At 72.4% G+C, this 18,443-nt stretch carries 17 protein-coding genes; 10 read left to right on the forward strand and 7 right to left on the reverse strand.

Translation table 11 applies throughout. From position 1 onward, the window contains the following. Positions 1-83 precede the first annotated feature (83 nt). Genes BEK98_RS15460 through BEK98_RS15485 form a run of 6 tightly spaced genes read left to right on the forward strand, consistent with a single transcriptional unit; the run spans position 84 to position 4,145 of the window. A complete protein-coding gene (locus BEK98_RS15460) occupies positions 84-521 on the forward strand; it encodes a cupin domain-containing protein (RefSeq protein WP_094217091.1) in 438 nt (145 codons plus the stop codon). Continuing rightward, positions 518-1,798: a beta-ketoacyl-[acyl-carrier-protein] synthase family protein gene (locus BEK98_RS15465; RefSeq protein ID WP_094217092.1), complete on the forward strand. Its 1,281-nt coding sequence runs from the start codon at positions 518-520 to the stop codon at positions 1,796-1,798. The genes BEK98_RS15460 and BEK98_RS15465 overlap by 4 nt, the downstream gene beginning before the upstream one ends. Next, positions 1,795-3,042: a ketosynthase chain-length factor gene (locus BEK98_RS15470; protein ID WP_094217093.1), complete on the forward strand. Its 1,248-nt coding sequence runs from the start codon at positions 1,795-1,797 to the stop codon at positions 3,040-3,042. The genes BEK98_RS15465 and BEK98_RS15470 overlap by 4 nt, the downstream gene beginning before the upstream one ends. Before the next feature lie 19 nt (positions 3,043-3,061). Continuing rightward, complete coding sequence (locus BEK98_RS15475) at positions 3,062-3,319, forward strand: acyl carrier protein (RefSeq protein WP_094217094.1); 258 nt, start codon at positions 3,062-3,064, stop codon at positions 3,317-3,319. A 1-nt stretch (position 3,320) separates the two neighbouring features. Further along, positions 3,321-3,800 carry an SRPBCC family protein gene (locus tag BEK98_RS15480; RefSeq protein ID WP_094217095.1) on the forward strand — a complete coding sequence of 160 codons (480 nt, stop codon included), beginning with the start codon at positions 3,321-3,323 and terminating at the stop codon, positions 3,798-3,800. Positions 3,801-3,821: 21 nt separating this feature from the next. After that, positions 3,822-4,145, forward strand: a complete 324-nt coding sequence (locus BEK98_RS15485) for a TcmI family type II polyketide cyclase (protein ID WP_094217096.1) — start codon at positions 3,822-3,824, stop codon at positions 4,143-4,145. An 88-nt stretch (positions 4,146-4,233) separates the two neighbouring features. Here the strand turns inward: BEK98_RS15485 and BEK98_RS15490 are convergent, their stop codons facing one another. Genes BEK98_RS15490 through BEK98_RS15500 form a run of 3 tightly spaced genes read right to left on the reverse strand, consistent with a single transcriptional unit; the run spans position 4,234 to position 7,343 of the window. Further along, positions 4,234-5,262: a methyltransferase gene (locus BEK98_RS15490; RefSeq protein WP_094217097.1), complete on the reverse strand. Its 1,029-nt coding sequence runs from the start codon at positions 5,260-5,262 to the stop codon at positions 4,234-4,236. A 57-nt stretch (positions 5,263-5,319) separates the two neighbouring features. Continuing rightward, positions 5,320-6,390: a right-handed parallel beta-helix repeat-containing protein gene (locus tag BEK98_RS15495; protein ID WP_094217098.1), complete on the reverse strand. Its 1,071-nt coding sequence runs from the start codon at positions 6,388-6,390 to the stop codon at positions 5,320-5,322. A gap of 59 nt (positions 6,391-6,449) precedes the next feature. Beyond that, positions 6,450-7,343, reverse strand: a complete 894-nt coding sequence (locus BEK98_RS15500; protein ID WP_094217099.1) for an aminoglycoside phosphotransferase family protein — start codon at positions 7,341-7,343, stop codon at positions 6,450-6,452. A gap of 10 nt (positions 7,344-7,353) precedes the next feature. On the opposite strand from BEK98_RS15500, the gene BEK98_RS15505 reads away from it, so the two are divergent. After that, positions 7,354-8,031: a rhomboid-like protein gene (locus BEK98_RS15505; RefSeq protein ID WP_244201865.1), complete on the forward strand. Its 678-nt coding sequence runs from the start codon at positions 7,354-7,356 to the stop codon at positions 8,029-8,031. Positions 8,032-8,039: 8 nt separating this feature from the next. Here the strand turns inward: BEK98_RS15505 and BEK98_RS15510 are convergent, their stop codons facing one another. Beyond that, positions 8,040-11,825 carry a CHAT domain-containing protein gene (locus BEK98_RS15510; protein ID WP_094217100.1) on the reverse strand — a complete coding sequence of 1,262 codons (3,786 nt, stop codon included), beginning with the start codon at positions 11,823-11,825 and terminating at the stop codon, positions 8,040-8,042. A 134-nt stretch (positions 11,826-11,959) separates the two neighbouring features. Between BEK98_RS15510 and BEK98_RS15515 the strand changes: the two genes are divergently transcribed. Beyond that, entirely contained in the window at positions 11,960-13,366 is a 1,407-nt protein-coding gene (locus tag BEK98_RS15515) for an NAD(P)/FAD-dependent oxidoreductase (protein ID WP_094217101.1), read from the forward strand. Positions 13,367-13,422: 56 nt separating this feature from the next. Here BEK98_RS15515 and BEK98_RS15520 read toward each other — a convergent pair whose 3' ends face one another. Further along, positions 13,423-14,397 carry a zinc-binding dehydrogenase gene (locus BEK98_RS15520; protein ID WP_094217102.1) on the reverse strand — a complete coding sequence of 325 codons (975 nt, stop codon included), beginning with the start codon at positions 14,395-14,397 and terminating at the stop codon, positions 13,423-13,425. 55 nt (positions 14,398-14,452) lie between these two features. Continuing rightward, complete coding sequence (locus tag BEK98_RS15525) at positions 14,453-15,613, reverse strand: NAD(P)-binding protein (RefSeq protein WP_094217103.1); 1,161 nt, start codon at positions 15,611-15,613, stop codon at positions 14,453-14,455. Positions 15,614-15,753: 140 nt separating this feature from the next. Between BEK98_RS15525 and BEK98_RS15530 the strand changes: the two genes are divergently transcribed. Beyond that, positions 15,754-16,449, forward strand: a complete 696-nt coding sequence (locus BEK98_RS15530; protein WP_094217104.1) for a pentapeptide repeat-containing protein — start codon at positions 15,754-15,756, stop codon at positions 16,447-16,449. 28 nt (positions 16,450-16,477) lie between these two features. On the opposite strand, the gene BEK98_RS15535 is transcribed toward BEK98_RS15530, so the two are convergent. Next, the gene (locus tag BEK98_RS15535; protein ID WP_094217105.1) at positions 16,478-16,978 is read right to left on the reverse strand and encodes a hypothetical protein; all 501 of its coding nucleotides are present in this window, start codon (positions 16,976-16,978) and stop codon (positions 16,478-16,480) included. A gap of 70 nt (positions 16,979-17,048) precedes the next feature. On the opposite strand from BEK98_RS15535, the gene BEK98_RS15540 reads away from it, so the two are divergent. Continuing rightward, positions 17,049-18,437, forward strand: coding sequence for a M1 family metallopeptidase (locus BEK98_RS15540; protein WP_167444174.1), 1,389 nt, complete (start codon positions 17,049-17,051; stop codon positions 18,435-18,437). Positions 18,438-18,443: the final 6 nt, after the last annotated feature.

Genomic DNA, 18,443 nt, shown 5'->3' on the forward strand with positions numbered 1-18,443 from the left:
GGCGGCCGGGTCTCCCCAGCGCCGCGCGCCGACGCAGACATCCAACGGAGGAAACGTTGTCCATCAAACCCCGTCCGAAAATCGTGGACCTCAGTGAGGTCGAGCCCAACGTCCGGCGAGGTGGCGACCTGCGCGCCATGCTCACCCCTGCCACGGTCGGCTCCACCAGCGGCTTCATGGGCGTGGCCATCGTGCAGCCCGGTGACCGCATCGGGGAGCACTACCACCCGTACTCCGAGGAGTTCGTCTACGTCGTCTGCGGGCAGCTGGAGGTGGACCTGGACGGTGAGCCGCACGCGCTCAGGCCCGAGCAGGGTCTGATGATCCCGGCCCACATGCGGCACCGTTTCCGCAACGTCGGCAAGGTGGAGGCGCGGATGGTCTTCCATCTGGGGCCGCTGGCCCCGCGGCCTCAGCTGGGCCATGTCGACACCGAGGAGACCGAGGTCATCGGGGCTGCCGCGGTGGTCACCGAGGCGGGTGCCGCGCAGGCGGCCGACCGGGGTCGGGTTCGGTCATGACCCGGCGCGTGGCGGTCACTGGCATAGGCATCGTTGCTCCGGGCGGCATCGGCGTACCGGCATTCTGGGATCTGCTTGCCGACGGCCGGACCGCGACGCGGGGCATAACCTTCTTCGACCCCTCGGGGCTCAGGTCGCAGATCGCGGCCGAGTGCGACTTCGACCCGGTGGCGCACGGCCTGGGCGTGGACCAGGTCGCCCGGGCGGACCGGTACATCCAGTTCGCCCTGGTCGCCGGGGAGGAGGCGGTCCGGGACTCGGGTCTCGACCTGGCCCGGGAGGATCCCTGGCGGGTCGGGGTCTCGGTGGGCACCGCGGTCGGCGGCACCACCCGCCTGGAGCACGACTACGTCCTGGTGAGCCACCGTGGGCAGCGCTGGGACGTCGACGACCGGGAGGCGGAGCCGCATCTGCACCGGGCGTTCTCGCCGAGCACGGTCGCCGCCGCGGTGGCGGAGCGGTTCGGTGCTCAGGGTCCGGTGCAGACCGTCTCCACCGGCTGCACCTCCGGCCTGGACGCGGTCGGGTACGCCTTCCACACCGTCGAGGAGGGCAGGGCCGACATCTGCATAGCGGGCGCGTCGGACTCGCCGATCTCCCCGATCACCATGGCGTGCTTCGACGCGATCAAGGCCACGTCCCCGAACAACGACGATCCCGCACACGCCTCCCGGCCCTTCGACAACCACCGTGACGGGTTCGTCATGGGCGAGGGCGGTGCGGTGCTCGTCCTGGAGGAGCTGGAACACGCCCGGGCCCGCGGCGCGCACGTGTACTGCGAGCTGGGCGGCTACGCCACCTTCGGCAACGCCTACCACATGACCGGCCTGACCAGCGAGGGCCTGGAGATGGCCCGGGCGATCGACACCGCGCTCGACCACGCCCGGCTCGACCCCACGGCGATCGACTACGTCAACGCCCACGGCTCCGGCACCCGGCAGAACGACCGCCACGAGACGGCGGCCGTGAAGCGGGCGCTCGGCCACCACGCCTACGACACCCCCATGAGCTCCATCAAGTCGATGGTGGGGCACTCCCTCGGGGCGATCGGGGCGATCGAGGTGGTCGCGTGTGTGCTGGCCCTCGCCAAGCAGGTCGTACCCCCGACCGCCAACTACGAGACCCCCGACCCCGAGTGCGACCTGGACTACGTCCCGCGCGTCGCCCGCGAACGGAAGCTGACCAGCGTCCTGTCCGTGGGCAGCGGGTTCGGAGGCTTCCAGTCCGCGGTGGTCCTGACCCGGACGAGGGACCGGACTAGGGAGAGGACACGATGAGCGAACCGCATGACCGGCGCGCGGCCGTCACCGGCATCGGGGTGGTCGCGCCCAACGGCACCAGCACGGACACCTTCTGGAAGGCCACCCAGGGAGGTCTCAGCGTCCTCGACCGGATCACCCGCGAGGGCTGTGAGCACCTTCCGCTGAAGGTGGCCGGCGAGGTCCGCGCCTTCGATCCGTCCGTGACGATCGAGGAGCGGTTCCTGGTCCAGACCGACCGGTTCACGCACTTCGCCATGGCGGCGGCCGACTTCGCGCTGGACGACGCCCGGCTCGGGCAGGCCGACACCTCCGAGGAGCCGTACTCCATCGGGGTGGTCACCGCCGCCGGGTCCGGCGGCGGCGAGTTCGGCCAGCGCGAGTTGCAGCAGCTGTGGGGCAAGGGCAGCCGGTTCGTCGGCCCGTACCAGTCCATCGCCTGGTTCTACGCCGCGAGCACGGGCCAGATCTCCATCCGCCGCAAGTTCAAGGGCCCCTGCTCGGTCGTCGCCTCCGACGAGGCCGGCGGTCTGGACGCCCTCGCGCACGCGGCGCGGGCGGTACGGCGCGGCACCGATGTGATCGTGGCCGGCTCCACCGAGGCGCCGCTGGCGCCGTACTCGATGGTCTGCCAGCTCGGTTACGAGGAGCTGAGCCGTGAGGAGGATCCGGCCCGTGCCTACCGCCCGTTCACGGACGCCGCCTGCGGCTTCGTGCCGGGCGAGGGCGGCGCGATGCTCGTGGTCGAGGCGGAGCGCTCCGCGCGCGAGCGCGGCGCGGACATCCGGGCCTTCGTCGCCGGGCATGCGGCCACCTTCACCGGTGCCTCCCGCTGGGCCGAGTCCCGGGACGGCCTGGCGCACGCGATCCGGCAGGCCCTGGCCGAGGCCGGCTGTGCGCCCGAGGAGGTCGACGTCGTCTTCGCCGACGCCCTCGGGGTGCCGGAGGCGGACCGGGCCGAGGCGCTGGCGCTCGCCGACGCCCTCGGCGCGCACGGCACCCGGGTACCGGTCACGGCGCCGAAGACCGGCATCGGCCGGGGCTACTGCGCGGCGCCCGTGCTGGACACCGCGGCGGCCGTGCTCGCGATGGAGCACGGGCTGATCCCGCCGACGCCGAACGTCTTCGACGTCTGCCACGACCTCGACCTCGTGACCGGCCGTGCCCGCGTCGCCGAGCTGCGTACGGCGCTGGTGCTCAGCCGGGGACTCATGGGGTCGAACTCGGCGCTGGTGCTCCGGCACGGCGCCGTGAACGCCTAGCAGTACAGGAGGGAATCGCATGACCGCACAGATCACCGTGGAAGAACTGGCCGCGCTGATGAAGAAGGCCGCCGGGGTCACCGTGGCCCCGGACCTGCTGCTGGAGCAGGGCGAGTCCGGCTTCGACGCCCTCGGCGTCGACTCGCTCGGCCTGCTCGGCATCGTCGGCGAGCTGGAGAACCGGCACGGCACCCCGATGCCGCCCGACGCGGAGCGCTGCAAGACGCCCCGGCAGTTCCTCGACCTCGTCAACAGCACTCTGATGGCAGGAGCCTGACATGGCAGGACACACGCAGAACGAGATCACCATCGCCGCGCCGCTGGACCTGGTCTGGGACATGACCAACGACCTGGAGCGCTGGCCCCAGCTGTTCAGCGAGTACGCGTCCGTCGAGATCCTCTCCCGGGAGGGGAAGAAGACGACGTTCCGGCTGACCATGCACCCCGACGACAACGGCACCGTCTGGAGCTGGGTCTCCGAGCGCACGCCCGACCGCGACACGCTCACCGTGAAGGCCCGCCGCGTCGAGACCGGCCCCTTCGCCCACATGGACATCCACTGGCGGTACGAGGAGGCCCCGGCCGGCACCCGGATGATCTGGACGCAGGACTTCGCGATGAAGCCCGACGCCCCGGTCGACGACGCCTGGATGACCGACAACATCAACAAGAACTCCAAGGTCCAGCTGGACCTCATCCGGAACAAGATCGAGAAGGCCGCCGCCGGACACCGGCCCGCACCGGCCCTGGCCGACTGAACCGGAAGGAGGAGCCGTCCCATGCACCAGGCCCTGATCGTCGCCCGGATGGCACCGGGCTCCGCCCCGGACATCGCCAAGGTGTTCGCGGACTCCGACCGCGGAGAGCTGCCCCACCTCGTCGGTGTCGTGCGGCGCAGCCTCTTCCAGTTCGGCGATGTGTACATGCACCTGATCGAGTCCGAGCGCGAGCCGGGACCCGCCATCGCCAAGGTGACGAACCACCCCGAGTTCCGTGACGTCAGCGAGCGGCTGCAGGCGTACGTCAGCGCGTACGACCCGGAGACCTGGAGGTCCCCCAAGGACGCGATGGCCCAGCGCTTCTACGTCTGGGAGCGCGACTGAGCCGTACGGCACCCGCCGGACGGCCACCGGCCGCCGGGCCCGCAGCGTCGCGGGCCCGGCGGCCGGTGCTGTGTGTCCGGGTGCCCCGTCACCCGGAAACGTGGCAGTCGAACGCGTGCAGATACGGGTTGACGGGGCGGATGTCCTCCACCCTGAGGCCCGCCGCGGTCAGCCTGCTCACCATGGAGTCGGTGGTGTGCTTGGCCCCGCCGACGTTGAGGAGTAGCAGCAGGTCCATGGCGGTGCTGAAGCGCATCGAGGGGGTGTCGTCCACCAGGTTCTCGATGACGACGACCCGGGTGCCGGGCCCGCCCGCCTCGACGACGTTGCGCAGCAGCCGGGCCGTGCTCTCGTCGTCCCACTCCAGGATGTTCTTGATGATGTAGACGTCGGCCGGGACCGGGATCGCCTCCCTGGCGTCGCCGGGCACGATCCGCGCGCGGTGGGCGAGGTCGCCGCCCTCGCGCAGCCGCGGCAGGGCGTTCTCCACCACCCGGGGCAGGTCGAGCAGACTGCCGCGCATCTCCGGGTACTTGTCCAGCAGGCACGCCACCACGTGCCCCTGGCCGCCGCCGATGTCCGCGACGGACCTGGCTCCGGACAGGTCGAGCAGGGCCGCGACCTCCCGCGCCGACTGCTCGCTGGAGCGGGTCATGGCGCGGTTGAAGACGTCCGCGGACTCGGGGGCGTCCTCGTTGAGGTAGGTGAAGAACTCCTTGCCGTAGAGGTCCTCCACGACGTTCTTTCCGGTGCGCACCGCCTCGTCCAGCCTGGGCCAGGCGTCCCAGGTCCATGGCTCGGTGCACCACAGGGCGATGGCGCGCAGGCTGTTCGGGTCGTCCTCGCGCAGCAGCCGGGACATCTCGGTGTGCGCGAACGTGCCGTCCGGCTGCTCGGCGAAGACGCCGTAGCAGGACAGGGCCCGCAGTAGCCGGCGCAGCGGCTTCGGTTCGGTCTTCACCGCGGCCGCGAGGTCCTCGACGGCCATCGGCGCGTTCTCCAGGGCGTCGGCGACGCCCAGCCGGGCCGCCGCCCGGACGGCGGCGGCACAGGCCGCGCCGAACACGAGTTCGCGCAGCCGCATGGGTGGCGGTGGGGCTGTTTCAGCGGACGTCATCTGCTGCCCTCTCTCTCTTCGGCCTTCGTCGGTCCAGCAGGGGCAATGGGCGTGCGGTCAGCACAGGCCCGCGGGCTTGGAGGCCCGGCAGGCGTTGTGCGCGAAGGCGTTGGTCTTGCCGGTTTCGGTGTTGACCAGGTCCGCCGGGGAGTTGTTCGACAGCATGTTGTCGCTGACCCGGTTCTTGTCGTTGGTGGCGCCCACGAAGCTCTTGAACAGCACGATGCCGCCCGACAGCGGGGACGTGCCCGCGTGCCCGGTGACCACGTTCCCGGTGACCGAGACCTTCTCGGTGCCGGTCAGCACGATGCCGGAGCCCTGCAGGGCGGGCAGCCGGTCGGTCTTCGGGCAGGACTTGTTGTTCCTGACGACGCGGTTGGAGGCCACTTCCAGGGCGCCGGCCTTGGGCTTGTTCTCGTCACCTACGACGAACACGCCGGCGCAGTTGCCGGTGACGTAGTTCTCCGCGACGGTGAGGTTGCGCAGCCGGCGGACGGTGACGCCGACCCGGTTGCCCTCCAGGCGGTTGCGCGCGACCAGCGTCTGCTTCGCGTCGTAGGCGCCCGCCTCCTCCGTGATGGTGTTGGCGAGGAGCAGGCCCGCGTCGCCGTTGTCGTGCGCGTAGTTGTACAGGAGTTGCCCGTGCACGGACCGCTCCATGGCGATGCCCCACACGCCGTTCTTGTAGGCGTACACCCGGCGGACGGTCATGGTGTCCGTCGCCATGCCGAACACACCGGTCCGGCTGAAGCCGGTCACGGCCAGGTCCTCGACGGTGACGTCCTCGACGTTCTTGGTCTTGGTGCCCACCACGCAGATGCCGTAGCCGCCCTCGGCGCAGCTGTTGGCGGCCGTCTGCCCGGACTTCTTGTTGACGGGCTTGATCACCGTCCCGGCACCGATACCCCGCAGGGTCACCCGGGGCGTCGTGATCTTGACACTCTCGTGGTAGGTGCCGCCGAGCACGACAATGGTGTCCCCGGCCTGTGCGGCGTCCACGGCCTTCTGGATGGATTCGCCCGGGTGGACCACGAGAGTCTTGTGGGCGGCCGCACCGGGGGCCGCGCCCAGTCCCGCGCCGACGAGGGCCGCGGTGCACGCGAGATATGCGATGTGACATCTCTTCATATCGCATACGGTATGACTGGTTTATTCATTGATGTCCGGATAGGCCATCCGGCGGCGTGTCAGCCGCCGCGCAGCTCCCGCCCGATCTCCAGCTGCACGTCCTCCAGCGGCCTGCCGTCCTCGACTTCCCACAGACAGTTCTGCAGCACCCGCCCCAGCGTCCACGCCCGCGCCCGCTCCCGGTCCAGGCCCAGCGCCGCCGTCAGCGCGTCGAAGCGCCAGCGGGTCTCGGCCGGGTCGTACCGGTTGTCGATCGCGGGCAGCAGGTCGAAGCCGGGGTCGCCGGCCAGCGGCTTGGGGTCGATGGCGAGCCACGGCGCCCGGTCGGCCGCCAGGACGTTGTCGTAGTGCAGGTCCCAGTGCAGCAGCCGGTCGCCGGGCTCGGCGACCACCTCGCGCACCGCGGCCGCGCAGTCCGCGACCAGACGGCGGTCCGCCGCGTCCGCGATCCGGCCGAGCGCCCAGGGGACCTGGTCGAGCATCGCCCGCGCGACATCGCCCAGACGGCGTAGTCCCGCCGGAGCCGGTACGGACGTCAGCCGCTCCAGCAGCCCGGCGATGACCAGGACCGCCTCGCGCGCGTCCGGCAGACCGGTCAGCACGCGGCTCTCGTCCAGCCGCTCCAGCAGCAGCGTGCAGGTCGGCTCGTCGTGCTCCAGCAGCCGTACGGCCCCGTCCCCGGCCCAGGTCCGCAGAGCCACCGGCTCGCCCGCGCTCTCCTCGTCGAGCAGCTGCAGCTTCAGTGCCGCCGGGCTGCCGTCGCCCCGCACGACCGGCAGGACCAGCGCGGTCACCCCGTACATCGCGGGTCCGTCGACCCGCAGCTCCCAGCGCCCGAGGAAATCCCCGGCCCGCCGCGGCAGGTCCGCGATGAACGCCCGCCCCGCCTCCCCGTTGAATTTCTCCTGAGAAGCGGCCAGCTCGCCAGGCACCTCGATCACCTTGCCGACCATACTGACATCTGTGAACCGGATCATCCGATTTCGGCGTGGGCTCCGGGCGGCCGCGGACTACGTCCGCAGCGCCCCGGGCACCTACGTCTGGCTGCTGATCCTGTTCCTCACCACCGTCGCCCTGCACCACATGTCGCCGGACTTCGAGGAGGACTTCCTGCGGCAGCGGTCGACCAACATCCACGAGCTGTCCCAGAACCCGGTACGGGTGCTGATCACCAGCGCGATGTGGATCGACGGCGGGCGCTGGCTGCCGTACGCCGTCCTGTACTCCGTCTTCCACGCCCAGGCCGAACGCTGGCTCGGCACCCTGCGCTGGCTCGCGGTGTGCGTGTCTGCGCACGTGTTCGCCACACTGATCAGCGAGCTGGCCCTGCTGAAGGCGATCCGCGACGGCATGGCCCCGCACTCGGCGGTCAACACCCTCGACATCGGCGTCAGTTACGCCCTGGCGGGCGTGGTGGCGGTGCTCACCTACCGGATCGCGGCGCCCTGGCGGTACCTGTACCTGGCCGTCCTGCTCGCGATCTACACGGTCCCGCTCGCCACCAGCCGTACCTTCACCGACTTCGGGCACTTCCTGTCCGTGCTGATCGGGCTCGGCTGTTATCCGCTGGTCCGAGGCTGCGGCAAGGTGTGGAATCCGAGGGAGACACTGGCCGCTCTGCGGGGCGCCTTGACCGGTTGACGCGCCCCTCACCCCGTCGGCGCGGGCGCCGGGTTGCCCTGGTGGGTGAAGGCGGCCCAGTTGTGCAGGCGGTGGAGGTCGGGGCGGGTGGCCTCGCGGCGGAGGAGGCCGTCGAGGGTGCGCGGGGCCTTGCGGTGCGGGTTGAGCATCCACAACTGGGCGGCGCGCAGGGCGTCGGGCGGGGCCAGCCCGCCGGCGGTGAGGTGGTGGTGGAAGACGGCCATCATCACGGCGGTCGCGCTGTCGTGCACGGCCCAGCGGGAGCCCACGACGTCGGCGGCGCCGCCCGTGACCAGCGCGGTGGTGAGGGTCAGCGCCTCGTCGTGGTGGCGCGTGCTCAGGTCGGTCTCACAGGCGCTGAGCACGACCAGCGGACCCGCGGAGTCCGGCCGGCGGCCCGACGCGCCGTCGAGGATGCCGGCCACGGTGAGCCGGCCGGCGTCCTGGCCCGCGCCGGGCGGTGCGGCCAGCCACAGCGCGGAGTCGGTGGGGCGCGGCGCGGCGACGGCGTGGCAGGACAGGTGGACCACGGAAGCCGGCGTCGCGCCGCCGGGCAGGACGGCGAGCAGCTCCGCCGGCGTGCCTTCGGCGTCCGGAACCTCGTCGGTGGTGACGAACTCGCCGTACCGGAGCGCGTCGGGATAGCAGGCGGCACGCAGCGCGGTCGTCTCCACCTCGGCCCACGGCAGGGTCAGTTCCGGGTCGGAGACCAGCACTTGCGGCCCGTCGGCGGGAGGCATCCGCCGCCGGGCGGCCGCGACGAGGAACTGGGTACCGGACGGGGCGTAGCTGAGGACGGCCTCCTGGCAGGCGTAGCGGTGGCCGTGCTCGCCGACACCCCCAATGTGCGCGGCGTGCCAGGGCACGACACCGAGCCGGCCGCTGGGCACCAGCACGATCCTCGGTAGCCGGGCGTATGGCCCCAGGGCCGCCGACAGCGGGCGTACGGCCGCGAGCACCGGGCCCATCACCGCCTTCCAGGCCCACCGGCACAGCTCGCGCAGCACGGCCTGCCAATGCGCGTCCCAGGCGGCTTTCCACGAAGCGTGCAGGTTCGGGTCGGTGAGCGCCCGGGAGCGCTGCACCGCGGCGTCGAGGTAACGCTCCAGCGGCCCGCTGTCAGGGTTGGTCAACTCCGGCAGGGGAAGTGTGGTGGGGCCGACGCCTGGGCGCAGGATCAGCGCGTGGCCGGACCACGAGCCGTTGGCCAGGGGCACCCCGGGCACCAGGTAGACCAGCGCGTCCGTGTCCGTGGCGGCGAGGCCCGCCGTCAGCTGGGCCACGTCGGCGGCGCCCACCAACTGCCGGATGCCCGGGCCTTCCGCCGTGCCGGGGCGAACGCCCAGCGCGGCCAGTGCCCTGCGGCGCAGCGCGCTGGGGATCGGGGGGCCGTCGGTTGCCGGGCGTGGTGCGTCTGCGGTCGTCGGCCGTGGTGGGTCGGCTTCGGGTGCCGGCCGTAGCGGGTTCGCGTGGACCTGCGCGCGCCACTGCCGGGCCAGTTCGGGGTGGCCGGCGGCGTCGAGAAGCTCGGGGATGCTCCTTCGGGATGCGGAGGCGGCCTGGAGCACCAGGGCGCGCCCCTTCTCCAGATCGGCCACCTCGTCGGCCGGTCGGCCGGTGCGGTGGGCCACGAGCGCCAGCCGCCGGGACAGTACGGCGCCCAGGAGTGCCGCCGACAGGCCGTGGTCGGCGCCGATCTGGAGCAGGACGTCGGCGGCCAGTTCACCCAACGCCTCGCGGGTGATCTCCACGAACGCCCGCAAGTCCTCGGCGGCACGCGGGCCGCCCCGGGCGGCACGGATCGTGTGGAGCTCGGCCAGCCTCATCAGGACGTCCACGCGTCGCGTTCCGCCACGCCCCTCGGCGAGCAGCTCACGGGCGCGGCTCAGCTCGGCGATGGCACCGTCCACCAGCGCGGGATCCTTGAGGCCGCGCAGGAAGGAGAGGTACATCCGCATGCCGAGCATGACGCGCTGGTCGTACTCGTGCTGGGCGTACACCTCCGGCTCGCCCAGCTTGCGGTGGGTCTCGGCGACCACGCGTTCCAGGTCCGCCCGTTCGGCGACCAGATCCACCGCCTCGGCCGCCCCGGGCACCGCAGGCTCGCCCTCCGCGCCCAGCTGACCGAGCTGGTTCAGCCGCTCCGCGACCTTGCCCCGCCACTCGCTGTCCTCGGGCAGGGCGGCGTACCGGGCGCGCAGCTCCTCGATCAGGCGCGGCAGGGCCTCGTGGTTTCCGGTGCGCTGCGCATGGCGCAGCTCGCTGTCCACGGTGGAGAGGAGGAGGTCCAGGGTGAACGGCGCGTCGAGCGGCAGCGAGCCGTCGTGTCGCAGGGCCGTGCCCAGATCTCGCATGGTGGCCAGGGAGCTGTCCGCGTCGTGGAAGCTGCCGCCGTACGAGGCCGCCTGCTCCTGGATCCCGGCCAGCTCCGCCCGCAGGGCCATGACCCACCAGGAGTCCGGGCTCGCGTCGATCGCCTCCGTGAGCAGGGTGGCCGCGTCCTCCAGGTAGCCGGTATCGCCGGTCCGGTAGGCCAGCAGCCGTTCGACGCGGGCCGCGTGGCGCCGCTCGCGCACGCCGAGCTCAAGAGAGAAGTCCCGTACGGCGTTGTCGAAGTTGTAGAGATAGGCGTCGAAACCGGGCTCCAGGGTGAGACCGGCCGGCCAGTCGTCGAGACGGTTGCCGTTGTCGTCGGCCGGGTCCGGCGCGGGCCGCTCGACGGTGCGGAAGTCGACCGATCCGGGTTCGAGCGCCTCCACCTCGACCAGCAGGTAGGCGTGGAGCCTGGCGACCCGGCCCCGTTCGGGTGCGTCCGGTGGCAGCGCGTGGAGCGCCCGCAGTGCCAGGTCGGCAGCGCGGCGGATGCCGTCGACGCCGGCCGCGCCGTCGGCGGCGGCCCGGCGCAGCAGCGCCGTGGCCTGCGAGTCCAGCTCCAGGTCCACGCCCGGGAGGCTGCGGGTCCCGGGCCGCACCGCTGTCATCAGCCAGACCAGAATGCGGGTGAACTTCGCCGTGCTGCGCGTGCGGGCCAGGGCCACCAGGCCGCGTACGGCGTCGAGCAGCGCGCTCTCGGGGTCGTCCGTGTCCTCGGGGTCGTCCGTGTCGTCGACGTCCGGCCCGCCGCTGGGCGCAGCCGTGTCGTCGACGTCCGGCCCGCCGTCGGCCGCAGCCGTGTCCGAGAGGCCGGATCCCGGGGCCAGCATCCGCTCGATGACCCGCTTGACCCTCGCGGTCCGCTGCTGGAACTCCGCGTCGAGCGGGGCCGCCGCGATCCGGTCGACGACCTCCTTGGCCTCGGTGAGATCCTGCCGCAACGACTCGGTCAGCAGGTCTTCCCCGTGGCCGCCGGTGAGCAGCGCGTTGCGCAGCACGGTTCTGGTGCCGTCGGCGCGGGGCAGGTTCCAGGGCGCGAGCAGGAAGATCAGCGCCATGCGGGCCTGCACGACGAGCAGGTCGGCCGGCGGCCCGTGGCGGTCCGCCCACCGCAGGCGCCGTAACGCTTCGGTCCGGTCCTGGGAACCGGAGCCCGACGAGGTGTATTCGCCCCTGCTCAGGCAGCGCGCGCCGAGCACGAGACCCAGGACGACGAAGACGGCGGAGACGTCCTCCCCGTGCTCCACCAACGCGGCCTCGACACGGGCCAGCCGCTCGATCACCGGACTCAGTGCCTCGGCGGACCGGCCCGTGGCGTCGTCGTCCAACACCTGGTGGGCCTCCTGGAGGGCCTCGGCCAGCTCCCTCTGCCGCTCGGCCGCCCCGGCCCCGCCCTCGTCCCGTCGAACCTCGCTGCCCATCGGCTCCCCCGCCGTGCGCGTGCCTCGCCCCGTAGGACCACTTCCACTAAGTCTCCACGTCAACTACTCGGCGTCCCCGGAAAAGCACGGAATCCGAAGGAGACACCGGCTGCTGCGTGGGTTAACGTCCGCGCATGAGCACCTCGGCAAGCGATGTCGTCAACGGCGGCATCTCCTTCTGGTACGCGGACGACGGTCTTCCGGCGGTGCGGGAGCCGCTGCCCGGGGACGCGTCCGCCGACGTCGTCATCGTCGGCGGCGGCTACACAGGACTGTGGACGGCGTACTACCTGAAGAAGGCCGCCCCCTTCCTCCGTATCACCGTCCTGGAGCAGAAGTTCTGCGGCTACGGCGCCTCCGGCCGCAACGGCGGCTGGCTGTACAACGGCATCGCGGGCCGCGACCGGTACGCGAAGCTGCACGGCCACGAGGCCGCCGTACGGCTGCAGAAGGCGATGAACGACACCGTGGCCGAGGTCGTCGCGATCGCCGAGGCCGAGGGCATCGACGCCGACGTGCACCGGGGCGGCGTACTGGAAGTGGCGACCACACCCGCCCAGCTCGCCCGTCTCAAGGCGTTCCACGAGCACGAGCTGTCGTACGGCGAGAAGGACCGCGAGCTGTACGGCGCCCGGCAGACCGCCGAGCGGATCAGGGTGGCCGGCGCGGTCGGCTCGACCTGGACCCCGCACGGCGCCCGGCTGCACCCGGTGAAGCTGGTCAAGGGCCTCGCGGCGGCCGCCGAGGCGCTCGGCGTGACCATCCACGAGTCGACCCCGGTGACCGAGATCCGCCCCAAGCACGCCGTGACCCCCTACGGCACGGTCCGCGCCCCGTACATCCTGCGCTGCACGGAGGGCTTCACCGCCTCCCTGAAGGGCCAGCGGCGCACCTGGCTGCCGATGAACTCCTCGATGATCGCCACCGAGCCGCTCACCGACGAGCAGTGGGCGGCGATCGGCTGGGACGGCCGGGAGACGCTGGGCGACATGGCGCACGCCTACATGTACGCGCAGCGCACGGCCGACGGGCGGATCGCGCTCGGCGGGCGCGGGGTGCCGTACCGCTTCGGCTCGCGCACCGACAACGACGGCCGCACCCAGCCGGAGACGATCGAGGCCCTGCGGGAGATCCTGACCCGCTTCTTCCCCGCCCTCGCCGGCCTGCGTATCGAGCACGCCTGGTCCGGCGTCCTCGGCGTCCCGCGCGACTGGTGCGCCACGGTCACCCTCGACCGGGCCACCGGCCTCGGCTGGGCGGGCGGTTACGTCGGCTCGGGCGTCGCCACCACCAACCTCGCCGCCCGCACCCTGCGCGACCTCGTCCAGCAGGACTCGGGCCAGGCCGGCCGCACCGAGCTGACGGACCTGCCCTGGGTGAACCACAAGGTCCGCAAGTGGGAGCCGGAACCCTTCCGCTGGCTGGGCGTCCAGGGCATGTACGCCACCTACCGCGCCGCCGACCGCAACGAACTCCTCCACCCGAGCACGGAGTCCTCACGGCTGGCCCGTGTCGCGGACCGGGTGGCGGGGCGGCACTGAGGCACCGGCGGTGGTGAGGCACCGGCGGCAGCCGGGGGCAGCCCACCGCTTGTGCCTCATGGCTCCAGCACCACCTTCCCGATCGTGCCGCGGTTCTGCAGCGCGCGGTGCGCGGCGGCTGCCTCGGAGAGGGGGAAGCGGGTGACGGCCGGGCGCAGGCGGCCTTCGCCGGCCTCGGTGAGGGCGCGTAGTTCGAGGGCGCGCAGGCCGCCGGCCCGCTGGAGCATCGCCGGGCCGAGCACCGACTCGGAGAGCCCGTCGACGAAGTAGCCCTGACGTCCCTCCCCGATGCCCTCCGCCGACCAGCCGAAGACGAGATGCCGGCCGCCGGGCCCGAGCAGCGCCACGGCCTCCCGGGCGGCCGCGCCGCCGACACCGTCGTAGACGATCGTGGCGGGGAGCCCGCCGAGGTGGGCGCGGACCTTGGCGGGCCAGCCGGAGTCGGTGTAGTCGACGGCGAGATCGGCGCCGTTCGCACGCACCCGGGCGGTCTTCTCCGGGCCGCCCGCCAGGCCGATCACCGTCGCTCCGGCGTTCTTGGCGTGCTGCACGAGCAGTGTGCCGATGCCGCCCGCGGCCGCCGGTACGACGACCACGTCGTCCGGCCCGGGCTCGGCGAACTGCGCGATCCCCAGCGCCGTACGCCCCGTCCCGATCATCGCGACGGCCTCGGCGAAGCCCAGTCCGTCCGGGATCTCGTGCAGGCGTTCGGCGCCGGTGACGGCGAGTTCGGCGTAGCCGCCGGGCGCGAAGCCCAGGTGGGCGACCACCCGCCGGCCGAGCCAGGCCTCCGCCACGCCGTCGCCGAGGGCGTCCACGACCCCCGCGACCTCACGGCCGGGCACGGTCGGCAGCGTGGGCGGCTCGGGCAGCGGGCCCTGCTGTCCCTCCCGCAGGGCGGTGTCGAGGAGGTGCACCCCGGCCGCCGCCACGGCGATCCGCACCTCGCCCGGCTCCGGCACCGGGTCCGCGGCCGTCTCATAGGTCAGGTTCTCGGCCGGCCCGAAGGCGTACAGGCGTACGGCGTGCATGGCATCCCCCAGTGATCGTGTCTCGGTCTCCATCTCCGTAGGCCACTCTTCGACCTCAAGCATGCTTGAGGTCAAGGGCGGTCCGGCCGAGGATCAGCGACACCGCCGTGACCGCGCTGTTGAAGGAGACTTCGGACAGCACGCCCGGCGCCGCCACCTGGTCGCCGGCCAGGTAGACGCCGTCGCCGCGGTCCACGGAGGGCCGGTCCCGCCAGCTGCTGCCCGGCAGGTCCACGGCGCCCGTACGACCGTCCGCCACGGCCTCCCGCCGCCAGGTGACCCGCTCCCGCCACCCCTCGAAGGCCAGGTCGAGCAGCTCCTCGGCCCGGGCGAGACCGTCAGCGCGCACCTCGCCGGGCCCGATCGGGATCTGTCCCTGAAGTAGTTGCTCGCCGGCCGGGGCGAGGGTCCGGTCCTGCGCCGTGAACCGTTCGATCCAGCCGGGTGCGTCCAGGTCGGAGACGGCGAAGGCGTCCCCGCGCCGGGTGCGCAGGGCGAGGTCGAGCAGGACGGTACGGCCGCCGGGCCAGGTCAGCGAGTCGTCGCCGAGTAGCCGCCGGGCGGCGGGCAGGGAGGTGGCGACGACCACGGGTGTGTCGGTCGGCAGGGTGTCGACGCGGGCCAGCGTCTCGATCCGCACGCCGAGGTTCCAGGCCCGCGCGGCCATCCGGTCGATGACGCTCGCCCAGCCGCCCCGCGGATAGTGCGCCTCCGGCGGCAGCTTGGTGGCCCGGCGCAGCCGCTCCTGCACGAAGGCGGCGGACAGGGCGCCGGGGTCGTGGTGGAAGAGGGCGACGGCGGAGTAGTTGGCGGCCGCCCGGGCGCCCTCCTCGCCGGCGATGCCGGTCGCCCAGCTGAGGAAGTCGGTGTCGACGGGGGCCTGACGGACGCTGGGGCGCAGCAGCTTGAGCAGGGCGAAGGGCGGGGTGCGGCGCAGGACGCCGTGGTGGCGCAGCCGCAGCCGGGCCGCCTCCAGGGGCGGGATCGGGGCGAGCGGCCCGATCAGGTCCCGCTGCTTGAGCCAGATCCAGTGCGGGCCGCCGTTGTAGAGGGCGTGCGGGCCCTCGTTGGTCCGGTACGGCCCCTCGGCGGTGCGGGCCCGGCCGCCCAGGGTGTGGTGGGCCTCGTACACGGTGACCTTGGCGCCTGCCTCGGCGGCGGTGATGGCGGCGGTGAGCCCGGCGAAGCCGCCGCCGACGACGGTGATGCGATGCATGGGGTGCGCTCTCCCTCTGGTCGGTTCACCTTGTCCGTGAGTACGACCGTTCGAGCGCCCTGAAATGTGACATCGGCCGGCCGCGGATCCGATGTCCGCAGCTCAGGCGGATTGTCAGTGGCGGGGTGCAGCATGGGGGCATGGCGAGGAGAGCGACGGGCGCGGGCGGGGGCATGGGCAAGGCGGCGGTGAAGGGCGCACGGCGGCCGGAGCTGCGGCTGCCACCCCTGGAACCCTGGACGGAGGGGGAGTTGGCGCCGGACGGTGACTACGACGGGCTGGAGTTCCGGGAGGCGGACCTGGCCGGGCAGGACGGGGTGGGCGCCCGCTTCATGGACTGCGCGCTGACGGGCTGCGCGGTGGACGAGACGGCACTGGGCAGGGCCCGCTTCCTCGACTCGGTCCTCACCGGCCTGCGGGGCGTCGGCACGGACCTGGCCGAGTCCACGTTCCGCGACGTCGAGCTGGCCGACCCCCGCCTGGGCGGCACCCAGCTGCACGGCGCCGTGCTGGAACGGGTCGTGATCAGAGGCGGCAAGATCGACTACCTCAACCTCCGCCAGGCCCGCCTCAAGGACGTCGTCTTCGAGTCCTGCGTCCTGGTCGAACCGGACTTCTCCGGCGCCCACCTGGAGCGGGTCGAGTTCGTCGACTGCGCCCTGAGAAAGGCCGACTTCGGCGCCGCGACCTTGAAGGACGTGGACCTGCGCGGGGCCGCTCCGCTGGAGATCGCGCGGGGTCTCGACCGGCTCTCGGGGGCGGTGATCAGCACCGGGCAGCTGCTGGATCTGGCGCCGGTGCTGGCGGGGGAGCTGGGGATCCGGGTGGAGGGGTGACGGGTCGGTGGGTCGGCTGAAGCGATGCTCAGGACACGCGGGGAAAGCGGGCCTGGAGCGTCCAGATCGCCGGGTTCTCCGCCAGGTCCTCGTGGAGGTCGGTCAGGTCGGCGAGGAGGTCGTGGAGGAAGTCGCGGGCCTCGCGGCGAAGTTCGGTGTGGGAGAAGGCGAGCGGGGGCTCCTCGGCCGGCATCCAGTCGGCCTCGATGTCCACCCAGCCGAAGCGGCGCTCGAACAGCATCCGGTCGGTGGACTCGGTGAAGTCCAGCTCCGCGTGCTGCGGCCGGGAGGCGCGGGAGCCCATCGGGTCCCGGTCCAGCTGCTCCGCGATGTCGCACAGCGCCCACGCGAAGTCCAGCACCGGTACCCATCCCCAGGCTGTGGACAGCTCCCGGTCCGTTTTGGTGTCCGCGAGATAGACGTCCCCGCAGAACAGGTCGTGCCGCAGCGTGTGGACGTCCGCGCGGCGGTAGTCGGTCTGCGGTGGGTCCGGGAAGCGGTTGGAGAGGGCGTAGCCGATGTCGAGCACGGGAGAGATGGTGTCACGCCCACAGCCCCGGCCCTGCTGCGATGCCCCTCACCCGCCTAGGATCACTGACATGTCCAGATCCGCGCGCCTTGTCCCGGCAGCTGCCGCTCTGCTCGCCCTCACCGGCACCGCGTGCGGCGGCGGGGTCCACGGCACCCCGGGCGGCTCCGGCGTGCGCGATCCGTACTTCCCGAAGGCGGGCAACGGCGGCTACGACGTCACCCACTACGCCCTCACCCTCGACTACACCCCCGGTACCCGCCACCTCACCGGCAAGGCCGTCATCACCGCCCGCGCCACGAAGGACCTGTCCGCCTTCGACCTCGACCTCGCCGGACTGGACGTCCACTCGGTCACCGTCGAGGGCAAGCGCGCCCGCTGGAACCGCGCCGGCCAGGAACTCACCGTCCGGCCCCATGACGACCTCGACAAGGGCGAGACGTTCCGCACCACCGTCCGCTACGCGGGCACCCCGAAGACCCTCACCGACCCCGACGGCTCGAAGGAGGGCTGGCTGCCCACCGCCGACGGCGCGCTCGCCCTCGGCGAGCCGGTCGGTTCCATGGCCTGGTTCCCGGGCAACAACCACCCCTCGGACAAGGCGACGTACGACATCACGGTCACCGTCCCGAAGGGCCTCCAGGCCGTCTCCAACGGTGAGTTGACCAGCCAGAGCACCAAGGGCGGCCGGACCACCTTCGCCTGGCACTCCGCCCAGCCCATGGCCAGCTATCTCGCCGTCGTCGCGGTCGGCCACTACGACATCACCCACACCACGGGCCCGCACGGCCTGCCCGTCTTCACCGCCGTCGACCCCACCCAGGCCGAGGCGAGCGCGAAGGTGCTCGCGAAGATCCCCGACATCATCGACTGGGAGGAGTACAACTTCGGGCCGTACCCCTTCTCCTCCACCGGCGCGATCGTCGACCGCCCGGGCGACGCCGGCTACGCCCTGGAGACCCAGACCCGACCCGTCTTCCCCGCCGACCAGCTCGACACCAGCACCCTCGTGCACGAACTCGCCCACCAGTGGTACGGCGACTCGGTCACCCCGAAGACCTGGCAGGACATGTGGCTCAACGAGGGCTTCGCGACGTACGCGGAGTGGCTGTACGCGGAGGACCACGGCGGCAAGAGCGCCCAGCAGACCTTCACCGAGCTGTACGAGGGCGACGACGAGGACATCTGGGCCTTCCCGCCGGCCAAGCCCTCCGGCGCCGCGCACATCTCCGACAGCCCGGTCTACCAGCGCGGCGCGATGGTCCTGCAGAAGATCCGCCAGAAGGTCGGCGACGACACCTTCTACGACATCATCCAGGGCTGGGCCGCCGCCCACCGCTACGGCACCGTCGACACCGCCGACTTCACCGCGTACGTGGAGAAGAAGGCCCCGGACAAGGACTTCGGCGAGATCTGGAAGGACTGGCTGTACGGCAACGGCAAGCCGGACCACCCGTGACGGGCG

This window comes from Streptomyces diastatochromogenes (assembly GCF_002242805.1).
GTDB classification, from domain to species: Bacteria; Actinomycetota; Actinomycetes; order Streptomycetales; family Streptomycetaceae; genus Streptomyces; species Streptomyces diastatochromogenes.

Bases quoted from the DNA above. Each gene is read 5' to 3' on its own strand.
- BEK98_RS15525 (WP_094217103.1), bottom strand. From the start codon at position 15,613: ATGCATCGCATCACCGTCGTCGGCGGCGGCTTCGCCGGGCTCACCGCC.
- BEK98_RS15510 (WP_094217100.1), bottom strand. From the start codon at position 11,825: ATGGGCAGCGAGGTTCGACGGGACGAGGGCGGGGCCGGGGCGGCCGAG.
- BEK98_RS15530 (WP_094217104.1), top strand. From the start codon at position 15,754: ATGGCGAGGAGAGCGACGGGCGCGGGCGGGGGCATGGGCAAGGCGGCG.
- BEK98_RS15515 (WP_094217101.1), top strand. From the start codon at position 11,960: ATGAGCACCTCGGCAAGCGATGTCGTCAACGGCGGCATCTCCTTCTGG.
- BEK98_RS15480 (WP_094217095.1), top strand. From the start codon at position 3,321: ATGGCAGGACACACGCAGAACGAGATCACCATCGCCGCGCCGCTGGAC.
- BEK98_RS15475 (WP_094217094.1), top strand. From the start codon at position 3,062: ATGACCGCACAGATCACCGTGGAAGAACTGGCCGCGCTGATGAAGAAG.
- BEK98_RS15495 (WP_094217098.1), bottom strand. From the start codon at position 6,390: ATGAAGAGATGTCACATCGCATATCTCGCGTGCACCGCGGCCCTCGTC.
- BEK98_RS15485 (WP_094217096.1), top strand. From the start codon at position 3,822: ATGCACCAGGCCCTGATCGTCGCCCGGATGGCACCGGGCTCCGCCCCG.
- BEK98_RS15465 (WP_094217092.1), top strand. From the start codon at position 518: ATGACCCGGCGCGTGGCGGTCACTGGCATAGGCATCGTTGCTCCGGGC.
- BEK98_RS15520 (WP_094217102.1), bottom strand. From the start codon at position 14,397: ATGCACGCCGTACGCCTGTACGCCTTCGGGCCGGCCGAGAACCTGACC.
- BEK98_RS15540 (WP_167444174.1), top strand. From the start codon at position 17,049: ATGTCCAGATCCGCGCGCCTTGTCCCGGCAGCTGCCGCTCTGCTCGCC.
- BEK98_RS15500 (WP_094217099.1), bottom strand. From the start codon at position 7,343: ATGGTCGGCAAGGTGATCGAGGTGCCTGGCGAGCTGGCCGCTTCTCAG.
- BEK98_RS15470 (WP_094217093.1), top strand. From the start codon at position 1,795: ATGAGCGAACCGCATGACCGGCGCGCGGCCGTCACCGGCATCGGGGTG.
- BEK98_RS15490 (WP_094217097.1), bottom strand. From the start codon at position 5,262: ATGACGTCCGCTGAAACAGCCCCACCGCCACCCATGCGGCTGCGCGAA.